The following is a 14,965-nucleotide window of genomic DNA, read 5'->3' on the forward strand; positions in this document are numbered from 1 at the left end:
AGAGATTATAATGTCAATCTTAAAATCTAGATTTAAACGCTTATCCGCGGTGATTGTACCGCTGACACTATTAAGTGCTTGTGGCGGTGGTGGAAGTGCTAATCCAGCGACTGCAACAACCATCCATATTGCGACTGATCCTAATAATCAAAAGGCATTGTTAGCACCTAATCTTAATCAAAATACCTATACCTTTAGATATTCGTAGATCAGGAGTTATGGAGACTGGGGGTGATGGTTATAGTGTTGATATCAATCCACCGGCGAGTTTAACTATTGTTAACGATACTTGCCATGGCATTACGCTGCATTATGGTGCGACATGTCAATTTAGTGTCGAAGCGAATAATGTAGCTATACCCATGCCAGATAGTAGCAATCATTATCAGCCTGAAAAAATGAGTGTAACTATTGAAGCCGTTAATACAACCACAGGGCAAAAATTGACTAAGACCATTCCTGTATCATTGCTGAGTGCGCCAGCGATCACGCAAGTGTCACCAGCAACGGGTGGAAATTTTGCTGTAACTTTGATGGGGAAGAATGCTTATCATACTGCAAATATTAGTGGAGAAGATAATCGTAGTACTTGGATTGTCCCTCGTCAAGTCCCAGGCACTTCAATAATTTATTACGAAGGATTTATCTACCCATTTAATGTACCTTTGATTAATACCTATAATGCTGATCAAACCTATACACCACTGGCGATGGCAATGCGTTGTGGCAATTCCTTGGTTTATTTTGTCGCTCAACAAAAGCTAGGCGGATCATTAGTGTCTACTCACGATGGCTATAATGTAACGGTGAAATATCACCCTTTAATTGCCGATGGGGTTACCAGTGGTTTGGGCGAGCCAGGGCAAGTCCTCGATGGGCTGTTAACCTTACTAGAGCAAGGGCAAGCACCCATTACTCAACACACACAAGTTAATGCACATGTTTCAACCTGGTCAGGACCTGAGAATATTGATCGTTTAAGAGAGTTGATTACTACATATACAACGCCTGATAATAGTACGATTATGTCGATTCTTGATCAAATAAGCGGTGCTCCGTTTATTGATCCTGATAATGTGGGCGTGGATAAAATTATCACGATACATAGTTTACTGAACACCGCCTCTGCTGATACTTTGCGTCAGGCTTTAGATGCTGGAGATCAACCAATCGATCTTTTAGATCCTAATATAGATCTGACCTCAATTCCAGCAGATGAGCAAACATTTATAGCTGCTGTTAAACTTTACGCCAATGAAGTAGCAAAAGCTTGTTATGTTCAAACAAGTTAGCAATTTGTTTTACTCTCCCTTCGACTTCGCTCAGGGAACGATTGGCACTGTTGGTTGAGCCACGAAAATTAGCCCTGACCCCGTCACTTGCTTTAGTTTTCCTTCACCGCTGTTTCACAGCTGATGTGACTTTTCTGCAAAAGGTTCCATACCTTTTTGAAAAGCGGCCCTGCACAGTCCGTGTTACGGGCGTTTCGCAGAAAAAACTTGCAGTAGCAGTTTTTTTAATCCTGCTCAACCTTTTGGCATTGCCCCAAAAGTAGGCAAAAACGCTAGCCTCACAAATTTCTTTACGTTTTTAAAACAGGTGCTTTGCAAACTCGTTGCACTCAAACAGTGCAATGCACTTATCTGTTTTAAAAACTAAAATTTGTTATGGCAATATTCCAATAAATACCCGTCGTCTGAGCGTCAGTGGCGGGTATATATTCCCCTTCAGCTAAACAACTTAACTTCAAAGCCATTCACTGCTCGTGTATTTTGGTCAAAGGAAATACCGACTTGATAAATTGGTAAGCCTAGATTTAAAAATTTATCGGCGTATTTTCTCTCAATAATTTGTTGCAAGGCTTCTTTGGAGACATCTTTGTCATTAGCGACTTTTAGCTCAAGAATAATGACTTTGTAATCAGGAATTACAATCGATATATCAATGCGACCAATGGCAGTTGAATCTTCAGCGATGACATCATAACCAAGTCCAGTTAAGTAACTATAGATAACCGTGCAATAAAAGCCTTCATAATCTTGAATGGGGTTATTGCGATACCATTCATTGGGGATCGATGCATATAAGGCAACGATACAATCATAAAACACTTGCCAGTCATCAGAAAGCAAGCTGTCACTTAGGCGCGTCGTATTGACGGCATTAGCATGTGAGTTGGTACCAATTAATGAGACACAGCTATTAAAAGCGGCTTTAACTTCTAGATTCGGGTATTTCAGACGATAGCCAACTTGCGTACCAATCGAAATCTCTTCTTTGATGGTTAAGTATCCGGCTTGAAATAGCAACGCTTCAAGTGGGATACTTTTAACGTCAATGTTATCGATAAAGCGCGCTTGTACTTGATAGTTTTCAAATTCAGGCACTCGGTAGCGATTCTTTTGTAACAGCTGGATTAAAAACGTGGGTGTGCCGGTTTGAAACCAGTAATCTCGGTATTTATATTGATTGCGGATAAATAATAATATGTCATAAGGGTTATAAACCCTTTGATGTTCAAGACCGGCAAAGTTATAACCGTTATACCATTTTTGAAGCTTATCTTTATCAACATCGATTAAGTGCTCTTGAAATGATGATTCAAGGTCATTTTGCGTATAGCCACAAACATCAGCATAGGTTTGCGTTAAGCTGATATCCTCGAGATTATTAAGACCAGAGAATAAGCTGACTTTAGAAAAGCGCGTCACCCCCGTAAGGAAAACAAACTTCAAGCACTCATCATTGTCTTTGATGACACTATAAAGTCCTTTTAATATCTCACGATTGCGTGTTGCTTTGTGCTCATCAGTGATCACATCTAAAATCGGTTTATCGTATTCGTCTGTTAAGAGGATAATTTGTGTTTTGTATTTTTCTTTTATTTGCCATATCAGATTGTGAAAGCGCACAGCGATACTTTTTCCACTGACGTCAACCGCATACATTTTAGCTGTTTCAGTGATTTGGTTATGTATAATCTCAATAAGTGTCTCTTCTGACTCAAAAGCACTCGAGCTACCAAAGCTTAAATGAATAACAGGATAGGTAACCTCCCAATCCCAGTTACTTTCGGCAAAGGTGTCTTTAAATAATGCTTTATTGCCTAGAAATAGCTGTTTTAATGTGTCAATGGTTAAGCTTTTGCCAAAGCGCCTAGGGCGTGATAAAAAGAAATATCGCCCAGAGTTAATCATTTGCAATAAGTGTTGTGTCTTATCAATATAGATTGCATTTCTCGCTCTGATTTGAGTGAGGGTCGAGTCACCAATGGGCAGGCGCTTGCGCTGTATTGTCATTTATTCGTACCAATCACCGAAATTTGTATGAGAGTTTAGCAAAGTATAGTCATAAAGGCGATGACTATACCTATTATCTTTGATTATGTCCTTCCCTTTGTCCAGTTTTTTTTTCACTCTGCAAAGAGCTTAAATGAATATCATTGATCGACTGGCTTTATGCCCATTAACGTTTTGCGTCCAATGCCATGGGTGTGGTTTTTGCACTGTTTGAGTGCAACGAGTTTGCAAAAACCCCATGGAGTTGGCGATAACAAAACGTGTCGGGCGAGCTTTTTGGTGACTTTTTTGCGGGAAAAAAGTCACTGCCATCAGCCACGTCAGTGGCGGGTATCATAAACAAGTTTCAATCATTCGGTAATGCTTTGTGTTGTCTATATCACTTATTGCTTAGGTGACAGTTGTCATCCATGACAAAACTAGATTGCCACGCATCCTGCTCGCAATGACAACAGTCAACACCCGTTGGCTGAGCGTCAGTCGAAGCCATAAGTTGTATTCATCATTCCCTTCGACTTCGCTCAGGGAGCGATTGATATTGTGGAACAATACTTACCTCTCCCCTTGCGGGAGAGGTCGTGCAGCTTAAGCTGCACGGATGAGGGGTAATTAAATTAAATTAAGCTCAACTTGTTCTTGATTCATTAAAATGTATCTAAAATACACAATGATACACTGTGTGAATGTTTTATGGAGGGGGTTTTATTTAATATTTTTACTGCATGGTGCAGTGCATCATGCATCAGCAGGGCGCAACCTCTTGTAATCATAACACGTAGTTTTATCTCAAGAATTTGTCAAGATAAGTTATCTGTTCTACAGGTAGGCTAGCCTTTGTGTGTTTAATTGAACTTATCCAGTAAGGAGGATATATGAAGCTCAAGTCAAGCATTGGTAAACTATCATTAGTGGTGTTAATAACGACTGGATTACAGTCGTTATCATATGCACAAATTAATTATCAACAACAAGGAAATTCAAAACTTAATGATATAAAAAACGCAGCCTTAGTTGCTGATGCATCTTATAAAATTGACAAAATTAAGTATGCTGATCAGGGTTATGATGGATATAACCTAACAACATCAGATAAGGAAATATATGTAGGGCAATCGTTGCATCATTGCGTTACGGAAAATAATGCAAAGCAGTGTATCGAAGATCAATATGCACAAGGTCTCAAGGTCGACCCAGACACTTACCACCATGTATTAACCGATATTTATGGTTATGACGTTAAATATTTTGGTTATTCCAATCCTCACTTTTATTATGGTGCGCAAAAGCATGAAGAAAAACGTGATGGCATATTGATCCTTAACAATCAAGCACAAAGCAAAACCGCTGAAATTATTATCGCATTTCATGGGACACAGTATGGTGCTGATGTCATACAAGACATGAAATTTTTTATGGATAGCGTTGAGATAGGGAAGTTTCAAAATGCCAAGACCCATAGAGGGTTTAAACAACATTATGAAAATAGTAAAAATGAGTTGTGGACGCAGCTGCAAACAGCGATTACCAGTTTATTGCAGCAAGGGAAAAAGATAAAAGTCATTTTCACCGGACACAGTTTGGGTGCTGCCACAGCAACATTGGCATTTATTGATAAAGTTGATGAGATTAAAAAAATGTATGCTGATGGGGGGCGGATTAGTGTGAGCCTTATCACTTTTAATTCACCGCGTGTTTTTGATCATCAAACAGCACAGAAAATCAATGAGCGCTATCAGCAGGACATCATTCGTCTGTGGCGTTATAAAGACCCGGTATCAGCTGTTCCGCTAGGACGTCAAGGGTTTAAGCATGTTGGTCAATCATTAAAGCTATCAAGTAAAGCCTATCGACCATCGACTAACCATAAACTAGGATACATGTTACAAGATGTATTCTCTTTGAATGATGTTGACTATCAATTAGATCATCAAGGTTATGTTGGTGCAGCGTCAACTGCCGCGGGTAATGTCTATAACTACGCCGCTTCGTGGTGGCGATAATAAAGTATTTTTTTGTATCATTCTAGCAATAACTAAAGTCAATACCTCCTTATTTTAATCATTAAACTGGTTATGAAGTAGATAGCCTCGTTGAATGTATAAATAAGGAGAAAATGATGAGTCCAGAACAAATATCACAGTGGCATACTCAGTTAGGTATGGCAATTAATGTACTGAGAACTTTTGATTCACAATCAAGCATGCTTGTGAAAAGCTATGGGCTATATTCTGCCTATGCCTTGTGGGTGAAATATCAGCAGGATAAGGGTGTAGTATCTGATACCAATTATCAACATTATATATCCACCTTAATCAATATTAAGAGTAATTTTCGCCCATCGATGATTGAGCCTTCAGATAAATTTTTGGCTGATATAGCGCGTAAATGTCCATCTTTCGAGCTGCCATTTGTTAAAGACACTAATCAGCACAAAGTCAAGCAAATAGATGATGTAATGGAAAACAACGTTATTTCTCAAGCACTGAAAAGTACTGAAAGAAATAATACGCATCACAAATTGCGTCTGCAAGGGTATATGATGCATTTAGGTCATGCCCTGTCAGCCATTGAAAGCATTTTTATAAAACTCAATCCGAGTCATATGAGCCAAGATAATGGCTATGTTGAGTCAATTAATGCGCGATTTTCTCATTACCCTAGTGATCACCCGATGTGGTTGTTATGGGCAAAAATATGTGACTATATCATGCATAATTTAGTCTATGCTGATGCCACTGATCAGTCATATGCAGCTGCAATTGGAGAGCTTCTTCATTTCTTGGAGGGCTATGAGGATAAGCTACTCAAAGATAAAAATAATTCAAGTGATCAAGTATTGAAAGGTCAAATAAATCGACTTAAAGAAGCGCTGTCATCAGCTCAGTCATTATTAAAGCATGAATTTGTCAATGAGGGCTCTGTTGCTTTGCTTGCGGATATTAAATCGATTTCAACGGAAGCAACAAGACAGGTTCAAACCGTGTTAAGTGCTTTTATGTTGGCGCCTGATAAGATCTATAACTCAGAGATTTCAGCATGGGTTTATCATTATGAAAACGGTAAAACTTATGAGCGTATACTAGATAAAATCAAGGATAATAAAACAGCGCATGCAAATCCTATGATGCAATTAATTCAGGATTCACAGGCGGTAACCAATAATGGACTTAACTATCGATCGTTTAAGGATAAATATCATTATATGATAGAAGCAGATGATGTTTCTCAACTAACATACAACGCCAAGACGCCACCAGTGTATGGACAAGATGATCACCAGATTCAAGCGGTACTTCGCCATATCATCCCGTTATTGGATAAAATGACTTGTCTGACAGCACTTCTAAGTACTGATAAGGTTGTAAAAGATTTAGAGATAGACTTCACTAAAGTATCTGCTATGGTCATTGAAGCTAAAAAAGAGGTTGGTGTAATTAATGATTATATTCAACAAGTAAAATCTGCTTATGATAAAAACAATACCTCAAAAAGTAACAGTGGCTTTGAGGCGTTTTCTGCTTTGGGTGAAGCGATAAATAAGTCTTTTAACCTTTTGGATGCCAAGCTATCTGAGCTGAAGATTCTGATGAATAAAGAGGGTCAAGATGATCAAAAAAATAATACAGAAAAAGAATACCAAGATATTTTTGGTGCGTATGAAAAGTCTTTGGATAGTATTGAATCTCGTAGAAATACACGATTTTATTCAATAAGTGATACTAATGATTTAGGCAGTCACAAGGCGATATTGGAGACAGCAAAAGATGCGCTATCATTTAACTATCAAGGAATAGAATTGACTAAGGTGTTTGATTCAGTCGGTGGTAAAAACAATCAGGGCTTAGACCCCACGAAAATCAATTATTCAGGTATTTATGCAACAGATGACGTGATTAAAGCATATCACCAAAACTATTCAGCAGAGAATAGAAATAGGGCAAGTTGGCATCAATTTTTAAATAGTGCTCAAGGTGAAGAGTTTAGAGGCAAGGTTTTTTTTGTTAAAACACCAAAAAAAGCTGTTGAGCTATTTACTGAAGTCGTAAGTGGTCAGGCAATGTCACAGATAATGCAGCATACTAATGCTGATCAACAAACAGTGATTATCGCTGATTTAGTGACGATCAAAGAAGGACTGCAAGGCGTTATTCAACCTTATGATTCGGTATCGCAAGACTTACATAAGCATTTAGGGACAAGCAAAAACAAAGAGCGATACATGCCTTATGAATGGTGGAATCCCAAGGTCTATGAAACATTTATTCTTGAAAAAAGTAAAGAAGCTTATACTGGGTTATCTGAAGCATTATTCTACCCACAGCTTGTTTATAATTACAGTAATCATAGTGGCAATGTGGCAATCAATACTGAAACAAAAAAATTTATCAGCCGTGATCAAGGTGCCGGCTTAAGAGATTTCGGTTATCTTCAATCATTGATGGAAGAATTTAATGTGCAAGATCCTGATAACTATAGTTACTTTGAACAAGGTCAATTTGATAAACTGGTATCAGCAAACGGCGAGTTACACGATTCGTATCTGAATAAATGGAGTGTTGTTGATAGGAAAGAGCCACTCTATGGTCAGATGTATAAACAAGTAGTGCGACGCTATTATCAACCGATTAATGGGTTGATGATGGGGGTATATGCGCATCCTTTTTCACTTAATCTGAATGACGACTTCAAAGAGGCTTTCATTAAGAAACAGGCTCAACTTATACAGAGTATTACGGATAACTCAGAAGAATTATGCGCAAAGATAACGCAACATACCGGCATATCTGGATTACCTGATGCAGGTACATATGCTAAGAATCTTTATAAGACGATTAAACATCATGCGCGTTTTATGCAGCTTGAGTTTTATCGTAATTTAAAAATGCAAAATATCACAGTTGATGATAAGAAATTTACCGAAATTGTTCAATCAGGCAAAGATAAAGATGGATATGTTGCGACTTTGTTAGCTGACTATAAGAAAGTATTAAGTATTAAGCAACATTTAGCTGAATCAACACAAACTTCGCCAGTAGATAAAGCTAAAATATACGAAGTGCTCCAAGATAAATTGCGTTTAAAAGCGCTATTAGATGACTTGAAGAATGAATCTAATTTATATGCAAGAAATATATACCAATCGCATACTGGTAAACAGCTAACAATAAAGCCACCTATTGAGGTATTGTCTGTCGTCACCAATAAGATCAGCATCGAAAAAATGTTTCAGGCAACCAAGGCGTCATTATGTCAAAAGATTTTGGATCTAAACCGCTTCAAAGAAAAAGCATCAAATGTTCTAGATTTCGATAAAAAGGGCTTAGAGGATTTATTGATGGTTGCCTTAGCCAAACGTAGTAATCATTATTTCAGCGGGAAAACGACAACAACAGGGGCGCAAATAAAAGCATTGATCAATGCTGATCAGGGCTATCGCAATTTATTTAAAGGATGTTTAGGGGTGACAACAAACGACGCAGGTGATGTCACCTATGTTCCTTATCGAGCATTGCGAGACTATGCAACCGCTAATGCATATGATGACATGGGCGCTATAGAAAAGCACCAAGCATTAGAAGAAATATTTTGTTTGGAATATGCCAAGGCAAAGTCCCAGTTAGAAAAAATAGCATCAAATAAAGCAAATAAAATAGACTTAGAAATAAACAACTCATCCACTGCAGATTCAACAAATCGTTCTGTAAATCCTTCTGTTGAAACCATTGAGGAGTACAAAAACAGCTCAATGGACTATGATGCAAAACTTTAATGGGCATTAAGTCATACAATGAAACAAGAATAAGTTGAGTTTAATTACCCCTCACTCGCATAGCAAGCTACGCGACCTCTCCCGCAAGGGGAGAGGTAACTAAAACTTAGCCAACGGATGTTGACTGGAATATTGCCATAACAAATTTTAGTTTTTAAATAAAGATAAGTGCGTGGCAATCTAGATGTATCATGGATGAAAACAGGGTTACAGAATGACAAAAGGGCAGTTAAGTTAATAAAAAATATTACAGGAGAATAGATATGCCTAAAAATACAATTATTGAAACAATGCAAGCATTAGGATACTCTTCAAATAAACAAGGCGTATGCTATGGCATTGCACATACAGCCGTGGAGGCAACATTAGACAATCGCTTAGACCAATATTTGAAAGTAAGCAATTTTATTCAAAATAACGACATTGATCAGATTAAGTCCCTATGTCAATATACACAATATATAGCTCAGCACAACAATGAAAAAGTAATAGAAGCGATTGATTTATTTCCAGATGATGAACTATTGCTTAAGCAATCAGCAGAAGAGCAAACAGCATTATTGATTAAACCCTATTTTGATAGTATTTCGTTATACTTTGGCGATAAAGCCTTGGACAAAACGGACGAGGATGTAAAACAAAATTTGCTATCACAAATTACCGGTCAAAATTATTTACAAACCCAAGCGTTATTTGCTGATGACGAAAAGCATTATCCACAGACGATTGATATCGCCTGGTTTGATGCAAAGACGTTAAGAAAATATATAACTGATGTAGTTGAGCATAGCGCAAATAAGCAGTCGTTAGCGATGACATTGGCTTGTGATGATCATATGGTGTTTGTTGGCTATTATGCTGATCAATGGTATTTTATCAATCATGACATAATGCAAAAAGAAGAGGCGCTAACTGATGAGTTGATGCAAAATATTATTAACTCAATGCATTCATTGGATGATGACGCTCAGGGAAAGTCGCTGATTGAAGTTCAATCCTATGCGCGAAATAAATGTCATCAAATTCAATCATTACTAAGCTACGAAAGCGCAGATTGGCGTGATTCGTATTGCTCAAATAATAATAGGCTTGCTATGGCTATGCAAAATGGTCAGATTGAAATCATTGATAAGACGTTAAGCTTATATTTGAATTTTATAGAAAGAACTATAAATATGGGGCTTGCAGAACGCAAAGATATTGATATGTTGCATGGTAGAGCCAGTGGTATTCCTGTTTTGTACTATGTGCTTTGCCGAGGTGAGCTGCTCTCTGCAGATAAATATATTTCGAGCATTTTGAATAGTCAATTACCAGAAGACTGGAAAGTTGAGTTGCTATTGGCAAAAACGGATAAAGGACTTCCTGTATTATATCCTATACTGCAACGGGGTAATCATGATGCGATTGCTTTGTATGTGTCGCACATATTAAACAGTAGTTTGTCAAATAGAGCAAAAGAGACATTATTGATTGCCAATATCAATTTAGGCGAAGAAAATATTTCTTCTATTAATGCGAACATGGCTGTAGGTCAAATGGAAGGCATCAAAAGATATGTTACTTTAATTGCACAAACTGATCGACTATTGCCCGATGAAAAGCAAAGGGTTTTGGTAGGCACATTGTCCTCTATACAAGAAAATAAATCAGGTATGGTTTATTGGCAAAATAAACTTGATGATTTTGTCAGTAACATCATTGATAATGATCAAGTGCTTGAATTGCTTTTGAGTTATGATAAGCTCGAACAATTTATATATAGTCCTTGCTTGAGAAAAGCGATCGAAGGCTTTGTTAATGCTTCGAAGTTAGATAAACAAGTGTACTCGATTTTAAAGCAAGATCCACTAGTGCTTGGCAATACAGCAAACCTATACAAACAAAAGGTAAAACCAGAATCAAAGAGTGTGCGCATTGCGCTATTAAACGATCTAAAGCATGTGATCGCAACTCATGAGATTTCTGGTGAGTTAAAGTGTCAGACAATTCAATATATTATGTCTGAGCTAAAAATAAATCATAAGAATCACAACGCAACCGGTAGTACTGCTTGCTTTGATTATTTAGCTCAATATATTTCAGAAGATGGCACATTACAAAATATTGAAGCAACAAAAAAGGCAATTATATTTGAAATTGATCGCGCGCAAGCTAAAACCTTTGGTATGGCGCATAGGCTAAAGTCTATTTATCATAGTGCCTTTGAGCAGTATGCTAGTTATTCGAATGGACAGAACTATAACAAGTAATCACCTTTGGTCATTGCGAGCAGGACGCGTGGCAATCCAGTTGTATCATGGATGACAGCGGTTATTTGATAATTTAGATGTATCTTTAATCGTAAACATTGATACTTTTTGCGACGAAAAAGACATTAAAGTAGACTTTTATCTAGCGGCAAGGCGCCATTTTATCAGGATCTTGATGATATATCTCAAGCAGTGTCAATAACTGATTTCTGTGACGTTTTTTGATTCAATAGCAAGGGTGCAAAAACTTAACCTAAGATAACGAATAGGAGAATAACAAATGGCTAAACTAACCCCAGAGCAATTATTTAGCGATAAGAAAATTTATGGTGGGATGACGTTACTTGAATTACTTAAGGAGAAGCTTAAGAAACTTAAAGATAATATAACAGCTAAAAGACTACTCATAGATATTGAGTCTTATAAAGCTGAAAATGATTTAGAAGATTTAGATAAGGCGGAATTGTTTATTGCACTAGAGTCTAATGGCTTTTTGAATAATTTAGTAAATTTTAATGACGTTAAAGTTATGAATTCAAAGGATGATACTGCTGAAGAAACTTTACTAACTGACAAAAAAGGCGAATCTAAAGCCACACGTCAAGGTAATATGATCGCGGTACATTTTGATTCTGATAATAAAAAAGCTTTCGAGCAATTGTCAACTGTGCTAACTCAAGCAAAAGAAGGTGATATTATCGGTGGTGATTTTAATATTAACTTTGCTGATCAGCAGAACTGGGATTCTTTTAAATCTGCACTTAAAGAAGCAGGCTATCGCATTGAAGTGTCACCAGAGGCTATTGATAATTTACAATTAACCTTTAAGAAACGCTCAGAAGGCTTGGAGATTAATCAACAACCGTTTAAAGCGGGTTTGCCTGATGTTTTTGTTAAAGATCTAGCGTTTAAAATCGTTAAAAAGAACAATAATGAATCAGTAGTTGATAGTTATTTAGATGATAAAATGCTTAAGCTTATCGAAAATCGCACAGAGTTTCTAAGAGAGTACGATAACCTGACAAATAAAACTGAGTCTGGCAAGGATGTCAATGATCTATGTAATCAAAAGGAAGTCATAAACTACCATAACCTTGAAAAATCACACGGTGATGATCATCCAAGTACTTATTATATAGATGATGAGAAGACGACGATTTATTACTTTAAAAATAGCGTTAAGCATCAGGATTACGAGTTTGATCAGCATTTCAAGGAAGGTGTGACTGAAGATCAATACAAAGAAGCATATAAAGTGCTAAATGATAAAATTTTTAATGAAATGATGGTGCAAATGGGATCATCACAGAGTTATTTAAAACAGGGATTTAACTATTTTTTTGGGAAGAATAACACAGAAAAACCTTACCAGCTAAAGCATAAAGAGCATTTTACTCAAATGTTTCAACAAGCATTTTGTAAAGATGGCACATTGACAGAGAGTGGTCAAAAGCATGTGAAAAACTTTGTTCAAGCAATATATACAAGTGAAGAATTTATCGCGGTTAATGATTTACTTGCTAATCGTTTTACTCAAGACGAGATAAGTGCGATAATTACTAACCTTCCAGAAGACCCAAGTATTGCCCAAAGACCCGATAAGTTAATTAATGCCATTTTCCAACATGGTAAAACATCTCAACCTGTAAAAGAAGATAAAACATTATCCTTAAGTGGTACTGGCTTTGCGCCGTTTAAGGGTGATAATGGCAATATTATAAGCGCAGATGATGTGCATCAAAGACAAATAGAAAATGAGGAAAAAGAAATAAAAGACTTAGCAGCAAAATATCCTCAGTATAACGTGGTAGTTGCGCAAATTGAAGCTAAAGGGCAAGATATTAAGCTTAATGCAGTAAAAAAAGCGCAAAATTACGCGAATAGTGAAGTTAAAATCAACAATTCGAGTGAAGTTGAAATCAACAATTCAAATGAAGGTGCAAATCGAAAGAAGCTTTACACGATAATAGACTATCGAGATACCGATGCGACAGATCATAACAAAGGTTTTATCAATGCATTAATAAAAGAGTTTGATCGAGTTGCATTGATTGAGTATAAAGCCTCTAGTACGCTTGATAAAAATAATGATCTAGCTAGTGAAAGGCAAAATAAATTAAATGCGATGTTTTCGATATTTGAAAGCATTAAAGAAAAGAGACTTCTTCAGATAGGTGACTTGAAAACATTAAAAGAAAATACAGGTCTTGGTAAAAATTTTGGTATCAACGCCGAGAGTTATAATGCACTGTACCAATATACTAAAGACTATCAAGTGAAAACAACGTTTGATCTTTTAGCTAAGCACGAAGAAGGTTTTGATTTTAATACTATTGATAGCAAGGACAAGAACTATAATTCATACCAAAAAGAGGCTTTAAATACGATTAAGTCAATCTACACTGAAGTCATACAAGATCATTTTGATCAAAATCTCTCGGCTGTAAATGTGAATAAAAATAATAACGATGCAAGGAGTTCTAATTTTGGTTCAGATAATTCAAGTGATAATAGCTTTGCTAAAAATGATATACCAGGTATGTCACTGTGCAAATTAGCCAAGAAAATTGGCAGCAACGAAAAGGTTAACATTGATGAGGACATTGCTAATGACATAGAGTTAAGTCAAACCCAACAGAGTAAATTAAAAAAACCAATCGAGCGATTTAATACTTATTCAGTTGATTTAACAGGTGGTTTAATTAAGAAACTGACATCACAAAAAGAACGTATACTTCAGGAGATTCAAGATAGACGAAATGATCATAATAATTCGCATTTAGACAGTCGCTTAAGAGGTCTTAAAGATATGAAAGTTGCTCTTAGCTATAAACCAGAGAGTGGTAAATTTAGTAGCGAGTTTATGGACGAGTTGATTAAAAGTACAGATGCACAATTAAAAAAATATAATGTGAATGTGCACAGAGGAGGTGGTTTTTTTGGGATGCATAATGGTGTAACAACATCATTTCAAAACTTATCGCAGGCAGTGAAAAAAATTGAATCTAGATATGCTAAAAGTGATGATCGCTTGAAAAGTAGTGCAGCTAAAGAAATTAATAAGGCAATTGACGATGAAATCTACCGCCTAGAGCCAGGCTATAAGAAAATTGCTGAGATTGATAAAGTCATTGATAAGTTAGCGCATGGCAAATCTATTAGCATTGAAGATAAAGGCGAGTTATATAAAAACCGAACGTCATTCTTAGGGCAGATGACTTCTACAACCAAGAAAGAAACGGATCATTTAATCCAAGCGTATAATGAGATGGTTAATCAACCTCAAGTTGAAGTTAATGCGTGAGCAGCGAATAATTGAAACTTTTTGATGATGCCTGCCACTGGCGTGGCGAGACTGTTCACTCAACTGTGTCACCAAAAAGCTCGCCCTACACGTTTTGTTAATGCCAATCCCATGGGATTGGGCGCAAAAAGTTAATGGGCATTAAGTCAGTCAATGGATCAAGAATGAGTTGAGTTTAATTTAAGCACCCCTCACCCGCATAGCAAGCTATGCGACCTCTCCCGCAAGGGGAGAGGTAATTAACGCTCAGCCAGCGCGTGGGGGGATCGGTAATATTGCCATAGCAAATTTTAGGTTTTAAAACAGATAAATGCATTGCACTGTTTGAGTGAAACGAGTT

Annotated in this window: 7 protein-coding genes; 6 read left to right on the top strand and 1 reads right to left on the bottom strand. The window is 36.9% G+C overall.

The features are described from left to right. Positions 1-10: 10 nt before the first annotated feature. Entirely contained in the window at positions 11-208 is a 198-nt protein-coding gene (locus ACZ5V8_RS04100) for a hypothetical protein (RefSeq protein ID WP_464218461.1), read from the top strand. Between the two features lie 10 nt (positions 209-218). Beyond that, complete coding sequence (locus tag ACZ5V8_RS04105) at positions 219-1,292, top strand: hypothetical protein (protein ID WP_464218462.1); 1,074 nt, start codon at positions 219-221, stop codon at positions 1,290-1,292. A 435-nt stretch (positions 1,293-1,727) separates the two neighbouring features. On the opposite strand, the gene ACZ5V8_RS04110 is transcribed toward ACZ5V8_RS04105, so the two are convergent. Continuing rightward, complete coding sequence (locus tag ACZ5V8_RS04110; RefSeq protein ID WP_464218463.1) at positions 1,728-3,299, bottom strand: ATP-binding protein; 1,572 nt, start codon at positions 3,297-3,299, stop codon at positions 1,728-1,730. Positions 3,300-4,171: 872 nt separating this feature from the next. Here ACZ5V8_RS04110 and ACZ5V8_RS04115 point away from each other — a divergent pair. From ACZ5V8_RS04115 to ACZ5V8_RS04130, 4 genes are all read left to right on the top strand, one after another. After that, positions 4,172-5,299: a lipase family protein gene (locus ACZ5V8_RS04115; protein ID WP_464218464.1), complete on the top strand. Its 1,128-nt coding sequence runs from the start codon at positions 4,172-4,174 to the stop codon at positions 5,297-5,299. Positions 5,300-5,412: 113 nt separating this feature from the next. Next, positions 5,413-9,069: a hypothetical protein gene (locus ACZ5V8_RS04120; protein WP_464218465.1), complete on the top strand. Its 3,657-nt coding sequence runs from the start codon at positions 5,413-5,415 to the stop codon at positions 9,067-9,069. 263 nt (positions 9,070-9,332) lie between these two features. Next, positions 9,333-11,321, top strand: a complete 1,989-nt coding sequence (locus tag ACZ5V8_RS04125; RefSeq protein ID WP_464218466.1) for a hypothetical protein — start codon at positions 9,333-9,335, stop codon at positions 11,319-11,321. A gap of 280 nt (positions 11,322-11,601) precedes the next feature. Then, positions 11,602-14,625: a hypothetical protein gene (locus ACZ5V8_RS04130; protein WP_464218467.1), complete on the top strand. Its 3,024-nt coding sequence runs from the start codon at positions 11,602-11,604 to the stop codon at positions 14,623-14,625. Positions 14,626-14,965 lie beyond the last annotated feature (340 nt).

Source organism: Cysteiniphilum sp. GTC20157 (genome assembly GCF_055396795.1).

Coding starts and splice junctions, on each gene's coding strand:
- ACZ5V8_RS04100 (WP_464218461.1), top strand. CDS start 11: ATGTCAATCTTAAAATCTAGATTTAAACGCTTATCCGCGGTGATTGTA.
- ACZ5V8_RS04105 (WP_464218462.1), top strand. CDS start 219: ATGGAGACTGGGGGTGATGGTTATAGTGTTGATATCAATCCACCGGCG.
- ACZ5V8_RS04110 (WP_464218463.1), bottom strand. CDS start 3,299: ATGACAATACAGCGCAAGCGCCTGCCCATTGGTGACTCGACCCTCACT.
- ACZ5V8_RS04115 (WP_464218464.1), top strand. CDS start 4,172: ATGAAGCTCAAGTCAAGCATTGGTAAACTATCATTAGTGGTGTTAATA.
- ACZ5V8_RS04120 (WP_464218465.1), top strand. CDS start 5,413: ATGATGAGTCCAGAACAAATATCACAGTGGCATACTCAGTTAGGTATG.
- ACZ5V8_RS04125 (WP_464218466.1), top strand. CDS start 9,333: ATGCCTAAAAATACAATTATTGAAACAATGCAAGCATTAGGATACTCT.
- ACZ5V8_RS04130 (WP_464218467.1), top strand. CDS start 11,602: ATGGCTAAACTAACCCCAGAGCAATTATTTAGCGATAAGAAAATTTAT.